The following is a 25651-nucleotide window of genomic DNA, read 5'->3' as shown; positions in this document are numbered from 1 at the left end:
AGGGAGAATGGCGTGGCCATCTCCCTTTTCTTACTTTTCTCTTGGTTCTTTGCCCCGCATTAATTTCTCGAAATTCTCCATTTCAGAAGGGGTATCATTTTTCTCCTCTACATGGTAAGGATTTTTGTTCATTCCGTGTCCAGGATAGAAATTGCTTGTGGCAACGCCCATATTATAGGCTTTAGGATCGTTGATGATATTTTCATGATTGCCATCATGGTTGATTTCAGGATTTGTATGAGCATTATCACTTCTTCTAGGCATACTTGGTTCTCCTATCTTTTTTACTCCTTACTATTCCTAACGCATTTCTTTATTATGCACTAATAGCTGAAAGGAATTGATATTTGGGATAAGCAGCATAATAGGGGAAGGTAAACTTTTTTTTGTATTGCTTGTACCTTATGGTATTTTTATTATATAGATTATTGCGGGTTGGAGAGGATTGCCCTATGGAAATGATTGATTCGATATTTTGGGTCCTTTTGATTATCGTGAATTTACTATTTGCCATTACTATTACCTTTTTGGAACGGCGCAATGTGAGTGCTTCATGGGCCTGGTTGATGGTATTGTCCTTTATCCCCATTGGTGGGTTTATCCTCTATATTATTCTAGGACAGAATTTGAGCAAGAGGAGAATATTCACATGGGATAAGAAAGGATATGAGACCTTAGAGCGCGGAATTAAGCAGCAGAAATTGGACCTGCGTGACGGAGTTGAACCTTTTAATACATATTTGACCCAAAAATATAAAGACTTATTGATGATGAATATGACAACTGATCACTCCCTTTATACCCAGAATAATGATTTAGAGATATTCACCGATGGAAGGGATAAGTTCGATTCATTATTCAAGGATATCGCTGCAGCAAAGAAGAATATTCACGTCCTGTATTACATCATTCAAAATGATGTGTATGGGAATCGCCTCCTCGAAGCATTGACCGAGAAGGCGAAGGAGGGGGTCGAGGTCAGGCTTCTATATGATGATGCCGGGTCCAGGAGAATATCAAAAAAAAGGGTGAAGAAGCTGATCGAGGCAGGGGGGAGCGCTTATGCTTTCTTCCCTGGGAAATTGCCAATCCTTAATTTACGTATAAATTTCCGGAATCACCGGAAAATAGTCGTCATCGATAAAAAAATCGGATATATGGGCGGATTTAATGTTGGAGAAGAATATTTAGGGTTAAACCCTCGTTTTGGCTACTGGCGAGATACCCACCTCCGCATTAAGGGCAATGCTGTTAATGACTTGCAGGTCCGCTTCCTTTTGGACTGGGCCCAGGCTAGTGGAGAAAAGGTTGAATGGAACGACGAGTATTTCTTATATAAAAATGATAGAGATGATATGGGGGTAGGGTTGCAAATAGTCACATCTGGTCCTGATTCCACTTGGGAACAGATCAAGAATAGCTATATTCGTATGATTTTGGATGCGAAGGAGTATGTGTATATTCAAACGCCGTACTTCATTCCAGATGACAGCGTTCTAGATGCTATCCGTATTGCCTCTGTGTCAGGGGTCGACGTCAGGGTCATGATTCCGAATAAGCCTGACCATCTATTTGTGTATTGGGCAACCTATTCATACGTTGGTGAGGTGCTGAAAGCTGGCGCAAAAGTCTATCTTTATGGGAATGGATTCTTGCATGCAAAAACGATGGTCATCGATGATAGCATCGCAACAGTGGGAACCGCCAATATTGATGTGCGCAGCTTCAGGCTGAATTTTGAAGTGAATGCCATTATTTATCATGAGAATTCATCTGTTAATTTAAGAAACACCTTTGAGAAGGATTTAATGGAATGTATGGAGTTAACCCAGGAAATATACGACAGCCGCCCGCTGTATATCCGATTTAAGGAATCTGTTTCTCGTTTATTGTCCCCAGTTCTCTGACCTATTAATAGAGACAGAAAAGACACTGACGCAAGTTAGTGTCTTTTTATGTGAATTAAAAGTATAATTGTACATAATCTTGTATTGCGATGATAAGTTAGTCGTTTATATAAATAAATAAATAAATAATTTAGGTGAGGAGAGATGATGGCTAGATGAGCGAGGAGAACAAGAACAGATTAAGTCGGTTAAGCTTTTCTAAACGGCTGACAGTTGGCTTTGGCTTAATGCTTGCAGTAAGTATTATTGTTCTAAGTGTCATTGCTTTCCGTTTGAACAATGCACGTGGGGATTTACTCGAAATCGTGGATGACCGCTATCAAAAGGTTAGTTACACAAATGATATCCAAAAGAATTTCTTAGGAATGCAAAGAAGTTTATCGTTAGCAGAAGTAGAGGGGTCTGCTGATGAAATTGATAAAACCCTTGATGAAATTAATCAGTATCATATTATCATAGAAGATCGTTATGCGAAGCTTCAATCTATGGCCAACACCCAAAACGGGGAAGAGCTTCTGGCTGAGTTCAAGGCGTTGTATGATATTTATACCCAGAATGAGAGCCAAGTTTTAACGGAAATGGCGAGTGGCTCACCCGATAATTTTGATGAATTAATGGTTAGCCTGAATGAATCTGCGACTGATTTACTTCCGGTGATAACAGAGTTTATTAGTTTCCAAGAAGAGCTGATGAATGATGCGCTTCTTCGTTCAGAAGAGCGATACAACGAAATAGAGGCAATCGTTAGGACCGCCATTCTCCTTTCGTTATTGCTGGCATGTGTGATTGCCTATTGGGTCATTCGATCAACAACAAGAGAGCTGAATGAGATTACTGATGTCATCAGCAATGTAGATTTAAAGGATACAACAACGATGCCGCGGCTGAAGGTCAGGGCAGAAGATGAGATTGGCCGGATTGCAATCGCGTTTAACAATATGTCCGCTTCTTTAGAGAAATATTCCCGTAACGAGAAGGAATATAATAAGAGAATTACGGATCAGAACTGGATTCAGACCTGCTTGGCTGAGGTAGCTGAGATGAACCAGGGTATCTTCCAGGTCAATGAGCTGGCTGACCGGTTAGTTTCTAAGCTGACACCTATGCTCGGAGCGTCTATTGGAGCAATCTACTTGAAGAGAAAAGAAAATGATGAGTCTTTCTTTTTCCGTGCAGCCTCTTATGGAGATGGGGGCAGGGAACACTTTAAGATTGGTGAGGGAATCATTGGGCAAACGGCTGTTGATCAAAAGGTTGTCCGCATGGAGTATATTCCCGACGATTATCAGTTAATCAAGACAGGGCTTGGAGAAGTACGCCCAAAGGCTATCTTAATTGCGCCAATTATATATGAGAAAGACACAATCGCAGTATTGGAATTCGCCAGTATGAGGGAATTCAATGAGCTTGAATATCAGGCATTGACCCAAATGATTGAAATGCTAGGCATGGCTATCCATAGCGTTCAGAGCCGCATGGAAATTGAACGGCTTTTAAGTGATTCTCAAGCCATGACTGAAGAGCTGCAAGTACAAGCAGAGGAGCTGCAGTCCCAGTCAGAGGAACTGCAAATGCAGTCTGAGGAATTGCGCATGATTAATGAGCAGCTTGAAGAGCGCAGCCAAGAAGCTGAGCAAAAGTCAAAAGAGCTCGAATTCTCGAAAGAAGAGCTTGAGGCGAAGAATGAGCAGCTGCTGCAAAGCTCTAAATATAAATCAGAGTTTCTTGCCAATATGTCGCATGAGCTTCGGACTCCGTTAAATAGCATTCTAATCTTATCTGAAATGCTCGCAGAGAAAGCAAATGGGGATTATACGGAAGAGGAACGAGAATTTGCGAAGGTTATTTATACATCTGGCAATGATTTGATGATGCTAATTAATGACATTCTTGATCTGTCTAAGGTTGAAGCTGGAAAGCTTGAAGTCTTCTTCAATGAAACCAATATTCGTGAGATTGCCGAAACCGTTGAACGATCATTCATGCCGATGGCGGAGCAAAAGGGATTAACGTTTAATGTCGAGATTGAGGAGGATCTTCCTTCTATTTTCTATACAGATGAACAGCGTATGCAGCAAATCATTAAGAATTTGCTTTCTAATGCCGTGAAATTCACCAATAAGGGCTCTGTATCCTTGAAGCTTGAGAAAGTGAAGAATACGAAGGAGAAGGAAGCATTAGATCAAAATGTTCAGTCCGATTTCTGGATGAAGATAGTCGTCGAAGATACCGGTCTTGGCATACCTTCAGAAAAGCAGGATTTAATCTTTGAGGCTTTCCAGCAAGCAGATGGGGCGACAGCACGTAAATATGGCGGTACCGGACTTGGATTATCCATCTGCCGCGAGTTTGCCAAATTGCTTGGCGGATTCATTACGCTTGATAGCAAGGAAAATGAGGGAAGCGTGTTTACTGTTTACCTACCAAATCTGCCGGAAGGCTTGCAAAAAACACAGACAAATGATGTTATTCACTTGCCAATATCTAATGAAGTTTTAGAGCAAGTGGCAGTTCAGAAAGAAGAAAATGAAGAAATAGCCGTTGCTATGGCTGAACCAGAGCCAGATGAGCTCATTGATGTCTTTAAGGGTAAGAGAGTGCTTATTACAGATGATGACCACCGTAACATTTTTGCTTTAAAGAATGCTTTAGAGAGCAAGGGTGTTGAAATTATGGTAGCTGAGAATGGGATTGAGTGTTTGAATTTGCTTCAAAGAGAGCAAGATCTGGATATGATTTTGATGGATATTATGATGCCGGAGCTTGATGGATACGAGACAATGAGACATATTCGTTCAAATCCTGATTTCATTTCCATTCCTATTATTGCCTTAACAGCTAAGGCAATGAAGGGAGACCGTGAGAAGTGTCTTGAGGCAGGAGCGACAGATTATATTAGCAAGCCAATTAATCTGGAGCAATTATTCTCTGTAATGCGTGTTTGGCTTACGAAATAGTTGAAGGGAGTTGCAGGGGCTAGTGGGCTATCGAAGAACGCCGACATCAGAAGAAGAGCTAGTAGGTTTAGAAATAGATCTATTGTTAGAGGCTATATACAGATTGACCGGCTATGATTTCCGGGACTATATGCGCTCGTCTATTAAGCGGCGGATTGAGCACCGCTTGAACAGGGATCGTCTTTCAACCGTTTCTGATTTATTGAAGAAAGTCATCCATGAGGAAGGATATGTAGCTAATCTTCTTAATGATTTCTCCATTAATGTAACGGATATGTTCAGAGATCCTGAATTCTTTTATACCTTCCGGAAGAAAATCATCCCGAAGCTAAAGGATCTTCCAGAAATCAGGATTTGGCATGCGGGATGTTCTACCGGAGAGGAGGTCTATTCAATGGCCATCCTCTTGCAGGAGGAGGGGCTTTTGGATAAGGCGAAGATTTATGCGACGGATATGAATGAGAAAGTCATTGAGAAGGCGAGACAAGGAGCATTTTCCTTGAAGCGAATGCAGGCCTATACGAAAAATTATCTGCAGGCAGGCGGAAAGGCAGCATTCTCTGAGTATTACAACACGGATGTACAATATGCCTATTTTGATCCTTCCCTGTCAAAGAACATTGTATTTGCTCAGCATAACCTCGTGACAGATGGATCATTTAATGAATTTCACGTAATCATTTGCCGCAATGTTATCATCTATTTCAATATGGAGCTTCAGGAAAAGGTTTTCCAGCTCTTCAGTGATTCATTGAGCTCAGGAGGATTTATAGGCCTCGGCAACAAGGAATCGCTGAAAATTATGGAGATGAGCCATGCTTTTGATGAAATTGACAGTGCACAACGGCTATATCAAAAGAAATAAACAAGCGGGCAGCTGCCCGCTTGTTTATTTTTATGGATTATCACTTACGGTGCGTACGGCATGATAAGAAATGCTTCCTTGCCGAGCAGTAATAAAGGCATTTTATCTATATGCTGTCCTATTAGCATTTTATTAGATTTGAGCGCAATATTTCGGTATATGCTCCAAACAGTTAAAAGAAAGCATGTTTTTGCATGTGAAAAAACAGACGGAATATTTTGTTTCTCCGCCTGTTTTCTTTATCCGCGTACGACGATGACACACATATCATCATGCTGATCCTTTTGTCTTTCCTTTGGAAGAATAACATCAAGTGGGGACGCTGCCTCCTCGTTCGTCCATTGGTGAGAGGCTGCTGACTGTAAATGCTTGATTGCCTTATTCTCATCATCATCAATGGCCTCAATTACCCCATCAGTAAATAAGAGAATTTGGAAACTATCATTATAATGAATGGTTGATTTATTGACCTCTATGCGATTGAAGAAACCAATGGCCGTGTTCCCCTGACCCAGATGTACGAGTTCATTATCATCGATATAAAGATAACATGGCGGGTGGCCGGCGTTCACATAATCAATCTTCTTATTCTCCGTATCTATTAATAAATAAATTCCGGTTAAGTAATACGAGGTCATATTGGAGTGTCCCTCAAGCATGGTCATCGAGCGGTTTAATTCGTGTATGACTTGTTCAGGTTCAACCAGATTGCGGACCGCATCCCTCATGATAGATGATATATACATACACATCAAGGAAGCGGGAATGCCATGTCCCATCATATCGAACAAAAAGACGGCATAACGGTGGTCGTCAATTTGCTGCCAATAATACATATCGCCTGCCAAATTGAAGGATGGCTTATAGGAAGTCGTGATGGAAATATCCTCATTGGCAATCGGCTCACTTAGAATGCTCCTTTGGACCATGGCTGCCAAATTAAGTTCATAGCTGATTTTCTCATCCTGCTCCTTATGCCAATCCTTTTCTTCCTTCAATCGTAAGGCAACACGCATCCGAGCGAGAAGCTCGACCTTATTAATTGGTTTCATGATGTAATCAGTGCCGCCAGCATCAAGTGCTTCAGCTAATTTATGGGTGTCACCAAGCGCAGTGACGAATATGACCGGAATATCCTTATAGGCAGGACAGCTTTGCAGCTTCTTGCAGGCAGCAATTCCATCCATTTCCGGCATCATAATATCGAGCAAAATGAGATTAAATGTACTCTTTCCATTTTTGAGTCTATCATCTTCTAAAATAGTAAACATCGCTGTTGCAGAGTCGGCCATTCGCAAATTCTTATAGCCAGCTTGCTTTAATATCGTCTCTATTACAAATAAATTCACTTTATTATCATCAACAACTAATATGGACAATCGTTTCACCTTTTTTCGTAAAAATACAGATTGATTTAATATATTTATCGTATTTTATTTTTTGGGAAAATACAAATAGTTGATGTTGCCGATAACGATTCTTTATGGCCTTGTATAAAAAAAGCGACATAGGATAACGGTTAGGGATTCTCTATACTTGACTTAGAGGAGAGGAGTGAATGGAATATGGGTCATATGAAATTTTTAGCCATTGACCATGTTTTATTGGCAATGCCAAAAGGCGGCGAGAAGAAGGCGCATGAATTCTTCCATGGAGTTCTCGGATTTGAAGTCATTGAAAAACCAGCAGAATTGGCGAGGCGTGGCGGTATTTGGTTCAGGTTCAATCATTATGAGCTGCATTTGGGCGTTTTGGAGCCGTTTGTTCCTGCAAAGAAGGCTCATCCAGCATTTCGGGTGGAAGGACTTGAAGTCTTAAAGGAGCATTTGTCCCACCGAGGAGTTTCTTATATAGAGGATGAAGAATTGCCGAACGTAAATAGAATATTCCTCGAAGATCCTTTCGGTAATAGGCTTGAGATATTGGAAAGAATCTGTTCGTAAAACAAGAACCTTCTGCAAAGGAATTATGGGCAGAAGGTTTTATTCTTGTCCGCAAAACTTCAGTCATATTAAAAGGATATTACACGTACGATTTATGAGAAGGGATATTTTCATAAAGGCAGGTGTTGATAATGTCAGAACAAAAGAGAGAGCCGTTTACCAACATGAAGACATACACTCCTTTTCATAGCCGCTTTGATCCTTGTCCGCCTATCGGGAAAAAATATTATTCGACACCCCCTAATCTTTATTTAGGATTCCAGCCGCCGAATCTAGAGCAGTTCTCTCCGAAGGAAGCACTTAAGCGGGGAACCCTTTGGAAGGCTTTATATGAATATTATGAGAATCCGTATGAAGGGAAAAGGAGGTAAACAGCGATGAAGCAGCAATTGCCGGATGAGTTTTATCAATTGCTAGAAGAAATTCAGGCACTTGATTTTGCCATCGTCGAATTAACCCTTTACCTAGATACACATCCAAAGGATCTGGAGAGGATGCAGCAATATAATGAATTGGCGCATCAATCGAGACAATTGAAGCAGCAGTTTGAGTCCAAATACGGCCCGCTTCAGCAATTTGGGAACAGCTATACGGACGCCAACTGGGGTTGGGGAACCTACCCTTGGCCGTGGCAAATTTAATGAGGAGGTGCTGAAGGAATGTGGTTTTATGAGAAAAAATTGCAATATCCCGTACGAGTGAGCACCTGTAATCCAACGCTGGCAAAATATTTAATCGAGCAATATGGCGGAGCAGATGGGGAACTGGCTGCCGCACTCAGATATATGAATCAGCGGTATACGATTCCTGACCCTGTTGTCGGATTGTTAAATGATATCGCCACAGAAGAGCTTAGTCATTTAGAAATGATTGCGACAATGGTATATAAATTGACAAAGGATGCAACCCCTCAGCAAATGCGTGATGCTGGACTTGGCGATCATTATGCAAACCACGATTCTGCTCTTTTCTACCACAATGCTGCTGGTGTTCCGTTCACGGCGAGCTATATTCAGGCAAAGGGGGACCCGATTGCGGATCTATATGAGGATATTGCCGCAGAAGAGAAGGCGAGGGCAACGTATCAATGGATTATCAACATGTCAGATGATCCGGATTTGAATGATGGACTGCGTTTCTTACGGGAAAGGGAAATTGTGCACTCCCAGCGTTTTCGTGAGGCGGTCGAAATTATTATTGAGGATCGAGGGAAGAAGACGATTTTCTAGGGTACAGAAATGGCGGTTGGCCAAATCAGATTTGATTTGGCTTTTTGTTGTTGAGAATCTGTTGCTCCTATGCAAGATAAAAGGACTTCAACCTATTAAAGGTCAAAGCCCTATAACAATCCATCTTTTAATGTCCCGCATGTCCCCAAATCATTGTGAATAAGGTTCCGAAGACAAAGACGAGCACAATAAAAATGGCGTAAATGATATTGATATAGACAGCCTGCTTGTCAGAGGATTCCCCGACATGCATGAATAGGAATAGCTGTACACTGGCTTGAATGATTGCCGTGACACTTAGGATTCCCATTGCGGTCGCATAGGATACTTCATAATAGGCGACTGAAAGGGCTATAAAGGTCAGGACAAGGGATAAGAGATACCCCATAACATGCTTGAATGGAAAGAGCTGTTTCACCATCTTATATCATCCCTTTCAAATAAACGAAACTGAAAATGAAAATCCAGACGACGTCCAGGAAGTGCCAGTATAATGAATAAATAAAGAATTTATTCGTTGTTTGAGCTGTGAAGCCCTCGCGCACGACTTGAATGAGAATGCATAGACCCCAGAACAAGCCAAATGTTACGTGGGCTCCATGTGTACCAAGCAGCATGAACAGGCTAGAGAGAAATCCGCTTGTTTGCATGGTTGCGCCTTCGCCAATATAGGTGACGAATTCCAGAATTTCAACACCAAGGAAGACGAGGCCGAGACACATTGTGGTGATGAAGAAGGTCATCATTGGCTTTTTGAAATTCAAGCGCATGCTATGAACGGCCAACCCGCATGTGAAGCTGCTTGTTAAGAGGACAAGCGTTTCCACTATGACTGGTTTGAGCACGAATATTTCTTGTGCCGTCGGTCCATCGCCTGTCCCGTTCAGCAACGTGAAGTAGGTTGCGAACAGCATGGAAAACAAGGCGATTTCAGCTCCAAGAAAGAGCCAGAACCCAAAGATCTTTAAGCGATTCTCTTCTGTGCTATATTCTAATGGCAGACTAGTATCTACTTTCATTGATTTTCACCTCGCAGCATGTTCTCGGTCGCGATAATTTCATCGACTGGAACATAATAGCCATGGTCACGCTCAAAGGAACGAGTGGTCATGATGATGAAAACAGCCGCGCCGAAGATGATTGATGGAATCCACCAGCTAAATACCATGCAGAAGCCCCACAAGAAGAAGAAGACTCCCATGATGACTGGTTTTCCTGAGTTGCTTGGCATGTGTATTGGCTTGATTTTATCCCGATAGATTGGGATATCTTTTTTCTTATAATCCCAGACAGGTTCTTCGGATTGAACCGTTGGAGTTATAGCAAAATTATAGAATGGCGCTGGGCTAGGGATTGACCATTCAAGTGTACGTCCATCCCAAGGGTCAGCAAGGCGCTCTCTAGGGCTTTTCATTATGCTATAGATTACATTGTAGAAAATGAGCGCAAACCCTGTTGCCAAGAAGACGGCACCGATTGATGAGACAAGGTTAAGTGGACCATACCCGGTAGCCTCTGAATAGGTATACATCCGGCGAGCCATCCCATCGAGACCGAGATAGAACAATGGCAAGAAGGTTACGTTAAAGAAAATCGCAATGAGCCAGAAGCTGATTTTGCCAATTTTCTCATTCAAGCGGAATCCGAAAATTTTCGGGAACCAATAATAGACGCCGGCGAGCATTCCGAATACGGTACCAGGAATAAGCACGTAATGGAAGTGGGCAACCAAGAACATGGTGTTATGGTATTGATAATCCGCACTTGCCATCGCCAGCATGACACCCGTTACCCCGCCAATCGTAAAGATTGGAATGAAGGCGAGCGAGTACAGCATCGCTGTTGGAAAGACAATCTTTCCTTTATATAGAGTGAACAGCCAGTTGAAAATCTTGATTCCTGTCGGCACAGCAATAGCCATAGTCGCTATCGAGAAGAAGTTATTGACGGCTGCGTTGTGGCCCATTGTATAGAAATGGTGGGCCCAAACAAGGAATGACAAGATAGAAATGGCGAACATGCTGAAAACCATAGATTTATATCCATAAATATTTCTGCGCGCAAAAGTAGAAATAACATCACTGAAAATCCCAAACGCAGGCAGAATCACGATATAAACCTCAGGATGTCCCCAAATCCAGAAGTTATTGGCCCAAAGCATATCCATACCGCCATTGGACATTGAAAAGAACTGCGTGCCAAAAAGGCGATCAAACATCATTTGAGCTAGGGCAACGGTAAAAGCAGGGAAAGCAAATAAAATAATGATGCATGTAATTAAAGTTGCCCATGTAAACATTGGCATCTTCCAAATTTTCATGCCTGGTGCTCTCATTTTGATGATGGTGACGATAAAGTTAATCCCCGTCATCAATGTTCCAAGGCCTGATAACTGAATGGCGATAGAGTAATAGTTATGACCGACGCTCGCGCTGAATTCATTGCTTGCGAGCGGAAAATAGGCACTCCATCCAGCATCTGGTGAACCGCCAATAACGAATGATAGATTATAGAGCATAGCACCAGCAAAGAACAGCCAAAAGCTGACGGCATTCAAAGTTGGAAACGCAACATCTCTTGCCCCAATCTGAAGCGGGACGACGAGATTCATCATGCCGAGCACAAACGGCATCGCCATGAACAAAATCATGATGGTTCCGTGTGTTGAAAAGACTTCATTATAATGCTGTGAAGCTAAGAACGTCATATCAGGCGTCGCCAGTTGGAGACGCATCATTAACGCATCAACCCCGCCACGGAAAAGCATCAAGAGAGCAGCGAGGATGTACATGATGCCAATGCGTTTATGGTCGACAGTCGTAAGCCATTCGCGCCATAGCCAGCCAAATCTTTTGGTTACGGCCAATGTAATTAAGATAGCCAAGCTTGCAACGACGATGCTGACCATTGCACCATAAATTAGCGGATCGCCTGTAACAAAAAACTCATCCCATTTCATGGTGATGACTCCTTTCTTTAAAGGATTAGTGAGTATGTCCGTCCGTTCCTGTATTGCTGCCGCCATCCTCATCAGGTTGATGGAATGGCCATACAGGAGCTGGTTTGAAATCTAGATGAGTAGAAGAGTAGGTGGCTATTCCCATATACTCGGTATCAAGAAGCTCATCAAACTCTTCCTCTGTCAATGGCTCAGCAGCTGTTTGCACCTCATCGGCCCATTCATTAAATTCCTCTTCAGACATGGCCTCACATATGAACTCCATTTGGGCAAATCCTTCACCGCTGAAATTTGCGTTACGTCCAAAATAATCGCCTTCTTCATCTGCAACCAAATGCAAGGTGGTCACCATATCGCTCATGGCATATTTCTGTCCGGCAAGCTGCGGAATCCAAAAGCTTGTGATTGGACCATAGCTATAAAGCTTGAACTCAACGGCCCTGTCTGTCGGAATATTGACATAGTTGACGGTTTCAATGCCTAGTTCCGGATAACTGAAATGCCACTTCCAGTTTGATGAGGCAGCATAGATGACAAGCGGTTCATCTTTCTCATGACCAGCAGGTGTGCTTTCCACTTGGAAAGTGGTCTTAACTGTCACGACTGATAGAACGATAACAATAATAATCGGAATCGCTGTCCAAATAATCTCCAGCCACGTATTTCCCTTGATGTATGGTGGCTCATAATCGATCGGCTGGTTCTTTGCTCGATACTTCACAATCATAAAAATAAAAAGCGCATAAACAATAATTAAAATCCCAGCCATAACATACATTGAGAAAATAATCGTGTCTGACTGGATTTCTGCTTGCGGCCCTTTAGGATTCAGGACAGTGATAAGATTACATCCGCTTAATCCTGCAAGTGCCAATGAAGAGACGGTAAGAGAAAGCCAAAATTTCTTCATGGGGAAGCTCCTTTCTATAGATTTTTTTTGAAAATATATTATATTAAAAAATCTTACCTTAACTTAATGATAAAAGTAGTGGACCCCTAATTCAAATGATAACCTTTGGTTTTTTCTGTTAAATGAAAGAGTGATAATTGGTCATTATTTTATTTAAATATAATTTTGTTTATTTGACCGTTTTTCGAGATGATGAAAGGGAATTAAAAAACCGCCAGGGAATATTCCCTGACGGCTGGATGAAGCATCTAGTTATTTAACTGGTGTCCATTGTTTACGAACTTGTTCATAGGCCAACTGCATAATCTTAGATTCATCAGTGCCTCTTTGAGCCAGTACGTTGGTTGTATAATGTTTTCCCATGTAATCAACTAAAACTGTAACATTCATCATTGTTAGATCGCTCCTTTTGTTAAAAATTGATTCGATAAATAAACGCATAAAATAGATGCGCAAAAAATGACTGTAAATGAGTATTGGTGAGTGTTTGGTTATTTAGTAGAAGATACGAGTACTAGGCGGTGAAGAAAGGAGTAAAAATTATTTTATTCCCGAAGCGGGCTGACCTTAAACATAGGTTTATGTTTGGGGGTTAAGTATATTATATATTAAAGTTCATAAAAAATCCACACATTTTGGTTTCATTTTCCTGTTGATACTGATTGTACCAGGAAGAAATGCATGATTCTCGAATGGGAGGTAGTACTTTTAGCACTATTAATATTCGATTTTGATGGAACATTGGCAGAAACAACAGGACTGAGCTAAAGCGGAGAGGCCATAAGCTGACGACGGCCAGCAATTGTTCCAATGCATATCTAGAGCGAATCTTAGAGTCGCAAGGAATAAAGGAGTATTTTGATTCCCCCCTATGTATTGAATTAGTGCAAGGAAGGAAAAAGGAGGGGATTTACAGACTCATTTTGCTGCTCTGCCGAAGAAGGAGGCTATATGATTGGCGATCGTTTTTTCGGCTATCGCCTGTCATTTTGGCTTTGCCGATGAGAGGGAGCTTGATGGAACAGAGTATCATATTCAATCCCTTCGCGACCTTCTTGAAATCTTTCCTGCATAATGAAAAGAGGAACGCCCACTTCTACCCAGGCGTTCCTCATTATGATTATTTCTTAGAAATCACATCTGAAAACGGTGTGGCAGCCCATAGAGTCTTCAAGCGCGGTACAATCTGTTTCGCTTCATTTACTGGGTAATTGATGGCGTTCTTTTTGTATTCCATATCCTCCGTCATTCTAGCTTGAGTTGCAGTTAGGTGATCTGTTTGCATTTTGATTGTATCGGTCTGTTGTTTGATGCGGGTGATGGTAGCATTCATTTTGGTGATGACCGGTTTCGCTTCCTTCATTGTTTTGACAGCGGTACTGCCAAGAAAGACAAGGGAAGCAATGATGAGTGCTACACTAATCCATACGATAAACATAATGATTCCTCCTTACGGCTTACGTTTCACTTATTCTATAATACCCTGAAAATTGCAGAAGTAACAAAGAAACAAAAATGGGTTATTCGCATGAAGTGGAGGGTATTGTTCCCATAAGGATGAATATATGGAAAGGGTGAGATGAATGGATAAGAAAGTAATTGGTGTTTACGATAGCGGAGAAGAGGCAGTAAAGGCAGTAAAGAAGCTGCAAGAAGAGGGATACGGACGCGAAGAAATATCTGTCGTCGCGAAAGATAAGGAAGAAACAAAGAATATAACGGACAAGACAAAGGTAGACAATGGTTTAGCAGCAGGAGCTGCTACAGGTGGTGTCCTTGGCGGGCTTACGGGCTTGCTGGCAGGTATAGGGGCATTAGCTATTCCAGGTGTGGGTCCAATCGTTGCAGCTGGTCCCATTGCCGCGACGTTAAGCGGTATGGCAGCCGGAATTGGCGCAGGCGGTCTGGCAGGGGCGCTTGCTGGTATGGGCATCCCAGATGAAGATGCCCAGCGGTATGAAAGAGATGTTGAATCAGGAAAAATCCTTGTTTTAATTGACCCTGATGCTCAAAAGAAACACACTGACAGGGATACGTATGAAAAATCAGATGATCCATTGGTACAGGCGGAAAGAACAAGGTCAGAAGCAATCAATCCAACAACTGGAGGAGACCCTAATTTGCGAGGAAATACAGAAGTATAAGAAAAAGGCCTTTACGGGCCTTTTTTCTATTCCGTTGCTGTATCCTTCAATTTTGGGGTCTACGCATGGGCAGATGAATAGATTTAAGAGACATTTGTTTGTGAGCGATACTAATTTTTTGGGGGCATAAAAAAACGGAACAAACTATATAAAAGTCTGTTCCGTCTTGATAATGAATTAAGATGGTTAATCTTTATGAAGCGCGTACATGTAAACTTGCCGCGGTTATCTATTCCACTTGGACGTTTTACTTAAACGATATAAGCCCTACCTCTCTTATATCCTTACGGCTCCGAAGCCGATCCAGTGTGAATAAGTGTTCCGATTAAAAACATTTTTGCAGAATGCCATATATGTTTACATCTCCACTAGTACGTCACTTTTATTACATTATTTTAAGTATATACCTTTATTCATATCCTGTCAAATTATTCGGAAACTATGCCCATTTGTTAGATAACCACGTGTACTCTTTAACAGCCACAGTTTATATATACCCAGAATTTTTTCATTAAAAACTCCATCAGCGGATCGAACCTAAATTAGGTGTACGTCATAGAGTAATGTGAAGACGTGAGGAGGGGAACGAATGTATAACTACTATTCGAGAGAGCAGCAAAATGCGGTCGATCAGTTGATCAAGCAAATAAAACAGTCTATCGATGGAGAGTATACTGCCATCAAATGTTATGAGAAGCTTGCGAGAATGGCGCCGAATGAACAAGAAAGAGAGAGAATCCTTGAAATTCGTAAAGATGAAATTAAGCACTTTACTGAGCTCGTAAAGCTTTATTCCGGTATTTACGGTCGCGAACCTAAACCTGAGCTGATTGAGGAATGCCCAGATGCTTATGAGCTAGGCCTTGAGGCCGCATTGATTGATGAACAGAACACAGTGGATCGGTATTTAACGATTGCTGATCAGTCAACGAATACTGCTGTTAAGCAAGTCTTCACACGTGCCGCCAAGGATGAGCAGCAGCACGCTGTATGGTTTCTGTATCTATGGATTAAGAATAAGTGATAAGGAAAAGAGTGAAGGCGGCGCAATTGATCAGGATAGAATCCCTATACTGGATATGTGTCCGCCTATATTTTTTTATTTTACATTTTTTGCTTATTTGGCATAGGCGCCTATCTGTTTGGGAATAAGGAATAAGAACCTAATTTATAGGAGGCTGAAAAATGCGGGCTGTAACGTATCAAGGAGCAAAGGATATTCAGGTAAAAGAAGTAGAAGATCCTAAATTGCAAAAAAATGATGATATTATTGTCAAAATTACTTCTACAGCGATATGCGGATCAGACTTGCATATTTATCAAGGGAATATGCCAATCAGCAAAGGTTATGTAATTGGTCATGAACCAATGGGCATTGTGGAAGAAGTAGGACCAGAAGTCACGAAGGTGAAAAAGGGAGACAGAGTCGTCATTCCATTTAATGTTTCCTGCGGTCAATGCTTCTATTGCCAAAATGAAATGGAAAGCCAATGTGATCATTCGGAATCCAATCCTCATCAGGATACTGGCGGATATTTCGGTTATACGGAGCGGTATGGGAATCATCCTGGCGGACAAGCTGAATATTTGCGTGTTCCTTTTGCAAATTTCATGCCATTTGTCATCCCGGAATCCTCCGAGCTTGAGGATGAACAGGTCTTGTTTATGTCAGACGTGCTGCCAACCGCTTTATGGAGTGTCGAGCATGCCGGCGTTAAGCCCGATGATACGGTCGTTGTCCTTGGATGCGGTCCCATCGGATTGATGACCCAGAAATTCGCCTGGCTGGCTGGTGCCAAGCGTGTAATTGCGGTTGATTATTTGGATTATCGCTTGAAGCAAGCTGAAAAAATCAACAAGGTAGAAACCGTTAATTTGATGGATTACAATGATACCGGCAGCTATCTAAAAGATTTAACGAATGGCGGAGCTGATGCAGTTATTGATTGTGTCGGAATGGACGGGAAGAAGTCAGCCATTGAAAAGATTGAACAAAAGTTAATGCTTCAAGGCGGAACCTTGAGTGCGATTAAAATTGCGACAGATGCTGTCCGAAAATTCGGCACCGTTCAGCTGACTGGCGTTTACGGCATGACCTATAATATGTTCCCGCTTGAGAAATTCTTCTCTCGCAATGTCACAATCAAAACAGGACAAGCACCTGTTATCCACTATATGCCTCGTCTATATAAGATGATTGAGGAAGGGAAGATTGACCCGAGAGAGATCATCACACATAAGATGCCGCTTACTGAAGCCGCAAAGGCTTACTCCTTGTTCAATGAGCATGAAGATGATTGCACGAAGGTCATCTTAAAGCCGTAAATAAAAACCCTGCAGCCTTCTCCGGCTGCAGGGTTTTTTTCATGATTAGAACACCTTTGTTGTCCATGTTTCACAATTCCATACATCTGTTGCGATATCCTGATAGAAATCAGGCTCATGGCTGATAAGAAGAATGCTTCCCTTAAACGCCTTTAATGCACGTTTTAATTCTTCCTTCGCATCGACATCAAGATGGTTAGTTGGCTCATCGAGTACAAGCAGATTGTTTTCACGGTTGATAAGCTTGCAAAGTCGTACCTTCGCTTTTTCACCGCCGCTTAAAACATCAACCCTGCTCTCAATATGCTTTGTCGTCAAACCGCATTTCGCGAGAGCCGCGCGGATTTCGGCTTGGTTATAAGAGGGGAACTCCTGCCAAATTTCCTCGATGCATGTATTGGTCGATGGATTTTTGACTTCCTGCTCGAAATAGCCGATATACAAGTGCTCCCCAAGCTCAACCTGTCCGGAAATTGGCTTCAATTCTCCGAGGATGCTGCGAAGAAGAGTTGTTTTCCCGATTCCGTTTGCTCCTGTGAAGGCTACCTTCTGACCGCGCTCCATCCGAAGATTAAGTGGTCTTGACAATGGTTCATTATAGCCGATGACTAAATCCTTCGTCTCAAAGATTAGCTTGCCTGATGTGCGGGCTTCGCGGAAATGGAACTCAGGTTTTGGACGTTCCTTCGCAAGCTCTATGACTTCCATCTTATCAAGCTTTTTCTGACGGGACATCGCCATATTACGTGTAGATACGCGTGCTTTGTTGCGGGCAACGAAATCCTTCAGATCATTGATTTCTTGCTGCTGGCGTTTATAGGCCGCTTCAAGCTGTTGCTTTTTCACCTCATAGACCTTCATGAAGTCATCGTAGTTTCCGACATAGCGTGTCAGCTCTTGGTTTTCCATATGGTAGACAAGATTGATAACACTATTGAGGAATGGGATATCATGTGAGATGAGAATGAATGCATTCTCATAATTTTGCAAGTAACGCTTTAGCCATTCAATATGCTGCTCATCCAAATAGTTTGTCGGCTCATCCAAAAGGAGGATATCTGGCTTCTCTAAGAGCAGCTTCGCAAGCAGTACCTTGGTTCTTTGTCCGCCGCTCAAATCTTGAACATCACGCTCGAGCCCAATTTCATCAAGTCCTAGACCGCGTGCGATTTCTTCTACCTTTGCGTCAATGACATAGAAATCATTATTGGTCAGGATATCTTGAAGAACACCTGATTCCTCAAGCAATGCTTCTAATTCCTCTGGGGATGCGTCGCCCATTTTTGCGAAGATGTCATTCATCTCTTGCTCGATATCGAATAAATATTGGAATGCTGTTTTTAATACATCACGTATAGTCATGCCTTTTTCGAGAACGGCATGCTGATCAAGGTAGCCGGTACGGACTTTCTTGTTCCATTCAACCTTTCCTTCATCAGGCTCCAATTGGCCGGTAACAATATTCATGAAGGTGGATTTGCCTTCGCCATTTGCTCCAACGAGACCGATATGTTCCCCTTTTAACAGACGAAACGATACATCGTTGAAGATGGCACGATCACCAAATCCATGACTTAGATTCTTGACTGATAATATCATGTCCATTCTCCTGACTCTTGTTTGTAATTAATGGTTCATCTCGCATTTAATAGTACAATATTTATGCGAAAATGCCTAGATTAACATATTCATTTCCATTACTGAGAGAGATTGGACTGTTGTAATTATTCAGATGTTTACGAACAGTTCAAAAAGTTGTATGATATACAATGCATCAAAACCTTGGAAAGGGATGGAAAGTATGAAAAACAAATTTTTAGGGCTAGGTATGATAATGGCATTTGCTCTCATCCTTGTAGTGGGCTGTTCTTCCTCATCTGAGGAATCATCTGATGATAAGAGCAATGATTCAGTCCAAACAAAAGAGGATGTTAAAAGCGATATGCTTGATTTCTATCTCTCATTAGCTAATACAATCAATGCGAATGATGGAGCATTGAATACATATGAACTATCTGAAGAGCCAGATAAGCTTACTGATGAGGATAGAGACGCTGCTTCTGAATCCGCAAAAGCAACTGGAAAGGCTCTTGGTGAGTTAGAGGTTCCAGAGGGATTAAGTGACTATAAAAACAACCTGAATGTAGCGATTGAAGCAATCCAAACGTCTTACAGCAAGAAGGCGGAAATTCTTGATGGAAATTCATCCGAAACGATGGATGAAGCCAATGAATCATTCAATCTTGGCTCTAAAATGATCAACGACATCTTTGGAGAGCTCGATCTTTCAAACCCTAATCTAAATGCTGAAGTAAACTCCTAAGAATAAGAAAACGGCCCGCTAATCAGGGATAACTGATTAGCGGGCCGTTTACTATTTACTGGCGCGAGCCTTAGCTCGCTCATCAGCGGCTTTAGCTCTCTCCTGTGCCACGAGGTCATCGTGATCAGCAAGCGCCTCTGAGAATTCTACATCGATTCCATCTGATAGGCCTTGCTTGTTACCTGTCAGGCTTCGGGATTTAGCGTGAACTAAGTTGTGATTATACCTGCCCATTGCAGTTCCCTCCTCTAAGAAGAATGTTCTCAAAGGATAGTATGTGCAATTGGCCGCCTGTTAGCCTCATAAGTTCCAGGGAATTTTACGGACGTACGCCTTTTGGACCGCTGAAGCCGCCAGCACGGTCGGCGCGTTTGAATTCACGCTGGTACATTACTTGTTGCGTTGAGCTTAAAGTACTTTTCATGTTATCACGTTTTTTCTTGTCCATTTTTCATTCCTCCTGCACAGATTTTACATAACTAGACTTTCCAAAATAAACCTGAATTATTCTCCGGATATTTCTTTAGATAGGAAGAATGAATCACATTATGCTACATTAAAGGAGGAGGTGAAGAGAGATGCCGATTATCTTGAAGATTGAGCAGCAAAAGAGGAATAAAAACCGCTTTAATATTTACTTATTCGATGAGGGAAAAGCAGAAAAGTATGGGTTTAGTGTGGATGAAGACCTCCTTGTCCGCATGCGGCTTTCTAAGGGGATGGAGGTTGATGAGCTTGCTATCATGGAAATCCAGTATCGCGACCATGTTCAGAAGGCTTTCCAATCGGCTGTTCATTACCTGTCTTACCGTATGAGGTCAGAGAGTGAGATTGTCGCTTACCTGGCAGAGAAGGAATGGGAAGAAGCCGTAATTGATGAAGCCATGCATAAATTGCGTGAATATAAATATGTCAATGATGAGGAATATGCCAAAGCCTATGTCAGGACCCAAATGAATGTCTCGAAAAAGGGGCCAAGCCTCATTAAAAGGGAACTAAGTGAAAAAGGCATTTCCGTCCAGATACAGGAAGAAGCGCTCGAGCAATACACTGCTGAGCTTCAATGGGAGAATGCGCAAGCCTTGGCGCAAAAATCATTGAATAAAAGCAAGGGCTCATATAAGGAAGCTAAGCAAAAAGCTGTGCTTTTTTTGACTCGGAAAGGATTTGATATGGGGCTTGCAGCCTCCGTGGCAGATGAGCTTGCGGCAGAGGATGAAGATAGTGAATGGGATAGCCTAGTGCTCGCAGGACAGAAATTCCACCGCAAATATGCAAGGCTTGATGATAGGGAGTATGGGCAGAAGATGAAGACTGCCTTATTCCGTAAAGGGTTTCAAATGGACTTAATCAATAAGTTTGTTGAGTTAGGAAAAGAGAGAATTGACAATCAAGAATACGAACTGTGAGAGGGGCAATGAGGGATGGATGAAAAGAAATTTAGTCAAATGACAGAGCATGAATTGAGACAGGCTATTGCAGACTTAAATGAGAAGGCAAGGAAAGCAGAGCAGCTGGGAATGGTAAATGAGTTTGCCGTTCATAAGCGCAGAGCGGTAATGGCAAAGGCTTATTCGCTTGATCCGAAGGAATTTAAGCCAGGAGAAATTTACGGGATTGACGGTGCTCCGGGCGAATATTTTAAGGTTGAATATTTGAAGGGTGTCTTTGCCTGGGGATTTCGCTTAAATAAAGGGGAAGAAGAGGGCTTGCCGATTTCTTTACTGCAAACACTCAAATAGAACAAGAAACCGCCCAGGTACAGGGCGGTTTTATTTTGAGTCTAATCCTCATCCCGGTGGTTTGAGGCATGCATCCGTTCCTGAGGATGCGTGTTAGTTGTCCCATCCGCACGCTTTGAGGCGTATTTGGATTTGGCCCGGGGGGCATCGGCTCTAAATTTATCGTCATGCTGATAAGGGAATCCAGTTTCTTTATTTCTCATCAAGTATCATGCCTTTCTTCTTGTATTCCCTATTAGTATGGGGAGTGCTAACTGAAATAGGCATGCGAATATTTCCCATCAGCCAGTGATGACATTTAATTTCTTTTGAAGCTTTTCCTCGGTAAATACCCAACCAGTAAACGAATTCAGGATATTTAACTGATCATCTAGGTGAACGATTGCCACGAACGGATATCGTCCTCTGCTCCGATAACGGAGGTCAATGAAGCGGACTGTGAACATTTCTTGCTCATAGCTGATTTCCCACCGATAAACAGGAGAGAATGAGACGAATGCCGATAGGTTGACATCCTTTAATGCTGCATCAAGGACAGGGCTGTCGGGCAATGGATGCCGCTCAAATGTGTCGAGGATGGTGATTTCCCGGTTATCGGCAATGGCAACATAATATTTATCACCAGTCGTGACAGCAATCTTCCATTTATGATAGCGCATGGTTGGTGACAGGATAATCCGTCTTGCATCAGGAATTTTTTCACGTACGAGTGCTTTGATGGATCTATGTTCGAGAATCCTGGCAAGATAATACCCAATCAGAATAATATACACCATGATAAAAGTCGGACCAGGCGGGAGGCCGAAAGCCCATAAGATTAAGCCGGCAATATGAACCCCGAAGATAAATGGGTCAAATGTGTTGATGATGCCGAGTGCAACCCAACGTGAGGATAATGGCCTGATAGCCTGGGTTCCGTATGCATTAAATATATCAACGAATACATGAAGGAACACGGCTAAAAAGGTCCAGATCCAGGTATGCAGCATATTCGCTTCTGGGAAAATAAACGAGGCTGCTGCAGTTATCAAAATCGGCCACAATAAGACAAAGGGAATGGAATGGGTTATTCCCCGATGATTTCTTATATAAACAGCATTATTGCGCATTTTCAAAACAGTGTCGATATCAGGTGCTTGTGAACCTAGCACGGTACCAATCATAACAGCAGTCGCGGTATATGAGCTATTTGCCACGAGGGGATCTAATGTAGCGAGCCCGCCGAGTGCAATGCCCATAACGAGATGTGTACCGGTATCCATATGAAGTCCTCCTTTGCCGCTAACAGACTAAGATGAAAGGCTATATGTCTATACTATCCATAATTTAATTACTTTCCATACCGAAATGGATGATTTACAATGTAGAAATTAACCTTACTAAGTATATTTCTATTATGTTTATATTCCCTTTTTACCCGAATATTTAACATAACCAGGAGGAAACGTGAAGAAGTTAGCCAGTAATAATATTGAGCAATTCAGAGAAGATTTAGTCAATTGGTTTATTGAAGAACAGCGGGAACTCCCATGGCGATTAAATAAAGATCCTTATAGGGTCTGGGTATCAGAAATCATGCTGCAGCAAACGCGTGTAGATACGGTTATTCCTTACTACGAACGATTTATGGAGTGGTTCCCGACGATTGAGGATTTTGCTGAGGCAGATGAGGAGAGAATCCTCAAGGCTTGGGAGGGCCTTGGTTACTATTCAAGGGTACGAAATCTCCATAGCGCTGTTAAAGAAGTGAAAGAGAGCTATGGCGGAGTCGTTCCGAATACACCTGAAGAGATTAGCCGCTTGAAGGGTGTCGGCCCTTACACGGCAGGGGCCATTTTAAGTATTGCTTATGGACTTCCGGAACCTGCGGTTGATGGGAATGTCATGAGGGTGCTTTCGCGTATATTAGAAATTTATGATGATATCGCCAAACCTGCCACAAGAAAAATATTTGAGCAGGCTGTTCGCGAATTAATTGACCATGATCATACGTCAGAATTTAATCAGGCTTTAATGGAGCTTGGTGCATTGATATGCACGCCGACAAAACCGTCTTGTCTGCTTTGCCCGGTGAGAGAGCATTGCCAGGCATTTGAAAAAGGTTTGCAGCAAGAACTGCCTGTTAAGACGAAGGCTAAGAAAGTGAAGACGGTGCATTTAAGTGCAGTTGTTATTGTGGACCCGAGCGGGAGGATGGTTATCCAAAAAAGACCTTCGTCTGGGCTGCTCGCCGGTTTATGGGAATTCCCGAATTATGAAGTTGACAGTTTAGAGAAACTAAAGCAGGTGATGGCAAGGGATAATCATATTGTTTTGGAAGACCTAAGGCCAATCGGAAAAATCAGCCATGTCTTTTCCCATCTCATTTGGGAAATCACTGCTTATGAAGCCAAAGTCGAGAATGTTGAACAATTCACCGAGACGAATCGTAAAATCGCCTTTGTCAGGGATGAGGACTTTCAGCATTATGCCCTGCCTGTATCCCACCAAAAAATTTATGAAGCGCATGTAATAAACGGAAAACAGTGACGGATTAACCGCCACTGTTTTTTTCGTCAGTCATAGGATATGCGTGTGCCATGAGTCCAATCAGCCTCATAGCGAGTTAATCCGCCGCGCCGTTCAATTTCTTCCACAATTTCACGTTGAAGCGTATGACCCTCGACATTTAAGTAAGGCATAACCTGCATGAGGGAATGATGAAAATACTCTAGTTCCGTATCTTTCCACTCCTCCTTTTTAATCATTGATAGCGCTGTCATATCTCGTCCTACATACATAGTGGAGTCCTCCTTTATTGTATAGTTAGTTTTCCGTAAAGCTGATTAATCATCATAAAAAGTTTTGAATAACAAAGTCAGCCTTGGGCAAATTAATATTTGTGGAGGTGATATTAATGGCTAACAACAGTTCAAAAACAAACGCTAACATGGTGAGACAACAAAACGCACAATCTGCAGGTCAAAGCCAAGGTCAATACGGCTCTGAATTTGCATCTGAAACAGATGTGCAAAGCGTAAGAGAAGCTAACCAAAAAGCTGAAAAAAACAAAGCGAAAAACTCCGGAAACTTCGGAAACCAATCTTAATTTAAGCTTAAACAGGAAGCACTTGCCCTTGACTGGCAGGTGCTTCTTTTGCATGTCGACAAAACATCTTATCAGCCAACAGAATAAGTCAAAGGTATTCCAGTGCTCATAGAGAACTTATTCATTATACGGAATTGAGGCAGGTGAATGAGATGAAGAGCTTTGAGGAATTAGTGAATGAGCAAATGTTAATCATGGATAAATTGCTGAGCATGCAAACTGAACTTGATCGTTACAGGGAGCTTGAGGAGGAATTGAGGAACAGAAAGAAGGAGCAGGATTTATTATCCGTACAGGACGATATCATGGAAATGAAGAAAGAGCTGAATTCCATCCAGAATCTGTTCATGCAGCTGACAGAGCGAGTCATCGAAAGCTACCAGACGAAGTCTGCCACCGAAAAAATAATGAATGATTGATCTATTCTCCAAAGGGCATCTTATCGATGTTCTTTTTTTTGTCTAAAATGAAACGTTATAGGAAATTGGTCGCAGTTTTGTTTCGAGTTTATCCTGATGGGGAAGGAAATAATGTCAAAACAGAGGCTGTATGCATAATCCTGGTTCACTTTGTTTTAAAATCACTCTCAAATCGTTATAATAAATAAGAAGAATACGGAAATGGTATCTCATTTATACTTAAAATGGATAAGGATAATATTGAAAGGTGAGATAAGTGCCCTGCCCAATAGGGAGAGAAAGTAGGTAATACAACGTGCGAGTACCGAGAGAAGGAGAAGAAATCCAAATACACAGCTATAAGCATAATGGACATATCCATCGGGTATGGCAAGAGACGACGATATTGAAGGGTACACAATATATAGTAATCGGCTGTAATGATCGTACCCTGGTCACCGAAAGTGATGGTCGGACATGGCTGACGAGAGAACCGGCAATTACTTATTTTCACTCACAGTACTGGTTTAATATCATTGGCATGCTGCGGGAAGATGGTATTTATTATTACTGCAATTTGAGTTCGCCCTTCGTTTTTGACGGAGAGGCTATTAAATACATTGATTATGATTTGGATATCAAAGTTTATCCGGATATGACGTACAACTTGCTTGATGAGGATGAATATGAGCAGCATAAACGTGAAATGAGCTACCCAAATGTAATTGATCATATTTTACGCAGAAATGTAGAGAAATTAATCGGTATGATCAGGGCGAAGAAGGGGCCTTTCGCACCCGAATTCGTTCATAACTGGTACAAGCGTTATACTACAATCAAGAGTAACGAAAGATAGCCTGG

The 25651-nt window shown here is 42.0% G+C and carries 32 protein-coding genes; 18 read left to right on the top strand and 14 right to left on the bottom strand.

Features of this window, described 5'->3' with window-relative positions; translation table 11 throughout:
- Nucleotides 1–30: 30 nt before the first annotated feature.
- A complete protein-coding gene (locus CYL18_RS12400; RefSeq protein ID WP_104849836.1) occupies nucleotides 31–264 on the bottom strand; it encodes a hypothetical protein in 234 nt (77 codons plus the stop codon).
- Nucleotides 265–458: 194 nt separating this feature from the next.
- On the opposite strand from CYL18_RS12400, the gene cls reads away from it, so the two are divergent.
- The 3 genes from cls to CYL18_RS12385 all read left to right on the top strand — a co-directional run bounded on the left by cls (nucleotide 459) and on the right by CYL18_RS12385 (nucleotide 5729).
- Nucleotides 459–1907, top strand: a complete 1449-nt coding sequence (cls, locus tag CYL18_RS12395; protein WP_104849944.1) for a cardiolipin synthase — start codon at nucleotides 459–461, stop codon at nucleotides 1905–1907.
- A gap of 155 nt (nucleotides 1908–2062) precedes the next feature.
- Nucleotides 2063–4864: a response regulator gene (locus CYL18_RS12390; RefSeq protein ID WP_104849835.1), complete on the top strand. Its 2802-nt coding sequence runs from the start codon at nucleotides 2063–2065 to the stop codon at nucleotides 4862–4864.
- Between the two features lie 22 nt (nucleotides 4865–4886).
- Nucleotides 4887–5729 carry a CheR family methyltransferase gene (locus CYL18_RS12385; RefSeq protein WP_236636444.1) on the top strand — a complete coding sequence of 281 codons (843 nt, stop codon included), beginning with the start codon at nucleotides 4887–4889 and terminating at the stop codon, nucleotides 5727–5729.
- 239 nt (nucleotides 5730–5968) lie between these two features.
- Here CYL18_RS12385 and CYL18_RS12380 read toward each other — a convergent pair whose 3' ends face one another.
- A complete protein-coding gene (locus CYL18_RS12380) occupies nucleotides 5969–7108 on the bottom strand; it encodes a fused response regulator/phosphatase (protein ID WP_104849834.1) in 1140 nt (379 codons plus the stop codon).
- A gap of 186 nt (nucleotides 7109–7294) precedes the next feature.
- Between CYL18_RS12380 and CYL18_RS12375 the strand changes: the two genes are divergently transcribed.
- The 4 genes from CYL18_RS12375 (at nucleotide 7295) to CYL18_RS12360 (ending at nucleotide 8901) form a co-directional block, all read left to right on the top strand.
- On the top strand, nucleotides 7295–7672 hold the full coding sequence (locus CYL18_RS12375; RefSeq protein ID WP_236636442.1) for a VOC family protein: 378 nt from the start codon (nucleotides 7295–7297) through the stop codon (nucleotides 7670–7672).
- 131 nt (nucleotides 7673–7803) lie between these two features.
- Nucleotides 7804–8043 (top strand): spore coat associated protein CotJA, encoded by a 240-nt coding sequence (locus CYL18_RS12370; RefSeq protein WP_104849833.1) that lies wholly within the window; start codon nucleotides 7804–7806, stop codon nucleotides 8041–8043.
- Nucleotides 8044–8049: 6 nt separating this feature from the next.
- Nucleotides 8050–8313, top strand: a complete 264-nt coding sequence (locus CYL18_RS12365) for a spore coat protein CotJB (protein ID WP_104849832.1) — start codon at nucleotides 8050–8052, stop codon at nucleotides 8311–8313.
- 18 nt (nucleotides 8314–8331) lie between these two features.
- Entirely contained in the window at nucleotides 8332–8901 is a 570-nt protein-coding gene (locus CYL18_RS12360) for a manganese catalase family protein (RefSeq protein WP_104849831.1), read from the top strand.
- A gap of 127 nt (nucleotides 8902–9028) precedes the next feature.
- Here CYL18_RS12360 and qoxD read toward each other — a convergent pair whose 3' ends face one another.
- From qoxD to CYL18_RS12335, 5 genes are all read right to left on the bottom strand, one after another.
- Nucleotides 9029–9322 (bottom strand): cytochrome aa3 quinol oxidase subunit IV, encoded by a 294-nt coding sequence (gene qoxD, locus CYL18_RS12355; RefSeq protein ID WP_104849830.1) that lies wholly within the window; start codon nucleotides 9320–9322, stop codon nucleotides 9029–9031.
- A 1-nt stretch (nucleotide 9323) separates the two neighbouring features.
- Nucleotides 9324–9920: a cytochrome aa3 quinol oxidase subunit III gene (qoxC, locus tag CYL18_RS12350; protein WP_104849829.1), complete on the bottom strand. Its 597-nt coding sequence runs from the start codon at nucleotides 9918–9920 to the stop codon at nucleotides 9324–9326.
- The gene (gene qoxB / locus CYL18_RS12345) at nucleotides 9917–11860 is read right to left on the bottom strand and encodes a cytochrome aa3 quinol oxidase subunit I (protein WP_104849828.1); all 1944 of its coding nucleotides are present in this window, start codon (nucleotides 11858–11860) and stop codon (nucleotides 9917–9919) included. The genes qoxC and qoxB overlap by 4 nt, the downstream gene beginning before the upstream one ends.
- Before the next feature lie 25 nt (nucleotides 11861–11885).
- Nucleotides 11886–12770 (bottom strand): cytochrome aa3 quinol oxidase subunit II, encoded by an 885-nt coding sequence (gene qoxA / locus CYL18_RS12340; RefSeq protein WP_104849827.1) that lies wholly within the window; start codon nucleotides 12768–12770, stop codon nucleotides 11886–11888.
- 252 nt (nucleotides 12771–13022) lie between these two features.
- Nucleotides 13023–13163 (bottom strand): BA3454 family stress response protein, encoded by a 141-nt coding sequence (locus tag CYL18_RS12335; protein WP_104849826.1) that lies wholly within the window; start codon nucleotides 13161–13163, stop codon nucleotides 13023–13025.
- A 562-nt stretch (nucleotides 13164–13725) separates the two neighbouring features.
- On the opposite strand from CYL18_RS12335, the gene CYL18_RS19510 reads away from it, so the two are divergent.
- Nucleotides 13726–13845, top strand: a complete 120-nt coding sequence (locus CYL18_RS19510) for a DUF1887 family protein (protein WP_236636439.1) — start codon at nucleotides 13726–13728, stop codon at nucleotides 13843–13845.
- A gap of 45 nt (nucleotides 13846–13890) precedes the next feature.
- Here CYL18_RS19510 and CYL18_RS12330 read toward each other — a convergent pair whose 3' ends face one another.
- Nucleotides 13891–14208 (bottom strand): DUF948 domain-containing protein, encoded by a 318-nt coding sequence (locus CYL18_RS12330; protein ID WP_104849825.1) that lies wholly within the window; start codon nucleotides 14206–14208, stop codon nucleotides 13891–13893.
- A gap of 145 nt (nucleotides 14209–14353) precedes the next feature.
- Here CYL18_RS12330 and CYL18_RS12325 point away from each other — a divergent pair, with 145 nt between their 5' ends.
- The 3 genes from CYL18_RS12325 (at nucleotide 14354) to CYL18_RS12315 (ending at nucleotide 17239) form a co-directional block, all read left to right on the top strand.
- Nucleotides 14354–14914 (top strand): general stress protein, encoded by a 561-nt coding sequence (locus tag CYL18_RS12325; protein ID WP_104849824.1) that lies wholly within the window; start codon nucleotides 14354–14356, stop codon nucleotides 14912–14914.
- A gap of 589 nt (nucleotides 14915–15503) precedes the next feature.
- On the top strand, nucleotides 15504–15938 hold the full coding sequence (locus CYL18_RS12320) for a ferritin-like domain-containing protein (protein ID WP_104849823.1): 435 nt from the start codon (nucleotides 15504–15506) through the stop codon (nucleotides 15936–15938).
- A gap of 161 nt (nucleotides 15939–16099) precedes the next feature.
- Nucleotides 16100–17239 (top strand): zinc-dependent alcohol dehydrogenase, encoded by a 1140-nt coding sequence (locus tag CYL18_RS12315; protein ID WP_104849822.1) that lies wholly within the window; start codon nucleotides 16100–16102, stop codon nucleotides 17237–17239.
- Between the two features lie 45 nt (nucleotides 17240–17284).
- On the opposite strand, the gene CYL18_RS12310 is transcribed toward CYL18_RS12315, so the two are convergent.
- Entirely contained in the window at nucleotides 17285–18838 is a 1554-nt protein-coding gene (locus tag CYL18_RS12310; RefSeq protein WP_104849821.1) for an ABC-F family ATP-binding cassette domain-containing protein, read from the bottom strand.
- A gap of 202 nt (nucleotides 18839–19040) precedes the next feature.
- Here CYL18_RS12310 and CYL18_RS12305 point away from each other — a divergent pair, with 202 nt between their 5' ends.
- Nucleotides 19041–19562 (top strand): hypothetical protein, encoded by a 522-nt coding sequence (locus CYL18_RS12305; protein ID WP_104849820.1) that lies wholly within the window; start codon nucleotides 19041–19043, stop codon nucleotides 19560–19562.
- A 51-nt stretch (nucleotides 19563–19613) separates the two neighbouring features.
- Here CYL18_RS12305 and CYL18_RS12300 read toward each other — a convergent pair whose 3' ends face one another.
- On the bottom strand, nucleotides 19614–19796 hold the full coding sequence (locus CYL18_RS12300; protein ID WP_104849819.1) for a YfhD family protein: 183 nt from the start codon (nucleotides 19794–19796) through the stop codon (nucleotides 19614–19616).
- Nucleotides 19797–19881: 85 nt separating this feature from the next.
- Nucleotides 19882–20010 carry a YfhE family protein gene (locus CYL18_RS12295; RefSeq protein WP_104849818.1) on the bottom strand — a complete coding sequence of 43 codons (129 nt, stop codon included), beginning with the start codon at nucleotides 20008–20010 and terminating at the stop codon, nucleotides 19882–19884.
- Nucleotides 20011–20140: 130 nt separating this feature from the next.
- Between CYL18_RS12295 and recX the strand changes: the two genes are divergently transcribed.
- Complete coding sequence (gene recX, locus CYL18_RS12290; protein ID WP_104849817.1) at nucleotides 20141–20971, top strand: recombination regulator RecX; 831 nt, start codon at nucleotides 20141–20143, stop codon at nucleotides 20969–20971.
- A gap of 15 nt (nucleotides 20972–20986) precedes the next feature.
- Nucleotides 20987–21304, top strand: coding sequence for a YfhH family protein (locus CYL18_RS12285; RefSeq protein WP_104849816.1), 318 nt, complete (start codon nucleotides 20987–20989; stop codon nucleotides 21302–21304).
- Nucleotides 21305–21345: 41 nt separating this feature from the next.
- Here the strand turns inward: CYL18_RS12285 and CYL18_RS12280 are convergent, their stop codons facing one another.
- Both CYL18_RS12280 and CYL18_RS12275 read right to left on the bottom strand, forming a co-directional pair.
- A complete protein-coding gene (locus tag CYL18_RS12280) occupies nucleotides 21346–21507 on the bottom strand; it encodes a small, acid-soluble spore protein K (protein WP_104849815.1) in 162 nt (53 codons plus the stop codon).
- A gap of 78 nt (nucleotides 21508–21585) precedes the next feature.
- Nucleotides 21586–22566: a metal-dependent hydrolase gene (locus tag CYL18_RS12275; protein ID WP_104849814.1), complete on the bottom strand. Its 981-nt coding sequence runs from the start codon at nucleotides 22564–22566 to the stop codon at nucleotides 21586–21588.
- Between the two features lie 184 nt (nucleotides 22567–22750).
- Between CYL18_RS12275 and mutY the strand changes: the two genes are divergently transcribed.
- Nucleotides 22751–23833 carry an A/G-specific adenine glycosylase gene (gene mutY, locus CYL18_RS12270; protein WP_104849813.1) on the top strand — a complete coding sequence of 361 codons (1083 nt, stop codon included), beginning with the start codon at nucleotides 22751–22753 and terminating at the stop codon, nucleotides 23831–23833.
- A 26-nt stretch (nucleotides 23834–23859) separates the two neighbouring features.
- Here mutY and CYL18_RS12265 read toward each other — a convergent pair whose 3' ends face one another.
- Nucleotides 23860–24084, bottom strand: a complete 225-nt coding sequence (locus tag CYL18_RS12265; RefSeq protein ID WP_104849812.1) for a hypothetical protein — start codon at nucleotides 24082–24084, stop codon at nucleotides 23860–23862.
- Between the two features lie 116 nt (nucleotides 24085–24200).
- Here CYL18_RS12265 and CYL18_RS12260 point away from each other — a divergent pair, with 116 nt between their 5' ends.
- The 3 genes from CYL18_RS12260 to ntdP all read left to right on the top strand — a co-directional run bounded on the left by CYL18_RS12260 (nucleotide 24201) and on the right by ntdP (nucleotide 25646).
- A complete protein-coding gene (locus tag CYL18_RS12260) occupies nucleotides 24201–24392 on the top strand; it encodes a gamma-type small acid-soluble spore protein (protein WP_104849811.1) in 192 nt (63 codons plus the stop codon).
- A gap of 152 nt (nucleotides 24393–24544) precedes the next feature.
- On the top strand, nucleotides 24545–24811 hold the full coding sequence (locus CYL18_RS12255; RefSeq protein WP_104849810.1) for a YgaB family protein: 267 nt from the start codon (nucleotides 24545–24547) through the stop codon (nucleotides 24809–24811).
- Nucleotides 24812–25106: 295 nt separating this feature from the next.
- Entirely contained in the window at nucleotides 25107–25646 is a 540-nt protein-coding gene (ntdP, locus tag CYL18_RS12250; RefSeq protein WP_104849809.1) for a nucleoside tri-diphosphate phosphatase, read from the top strand.
- Nucleotides 25647–25651: the final 5 nt, after the last annotated feature.

Origin of the sequence: Pradoshia eiseniae, from assembly GCF_002946355.1 — a bacterium.
Classification (GTDB): domain Bacteria; phylum Bacillota; class Bacilli; order Bacillales; family Pradoshiaceae; genus Pradoshia; species Pradoshia eiseniae.
The sequence above is the reverse complement of the archived record's forward strand: the minus strand, read 5'-3'. Positions and strand labels throughout refer to the sequence as shown.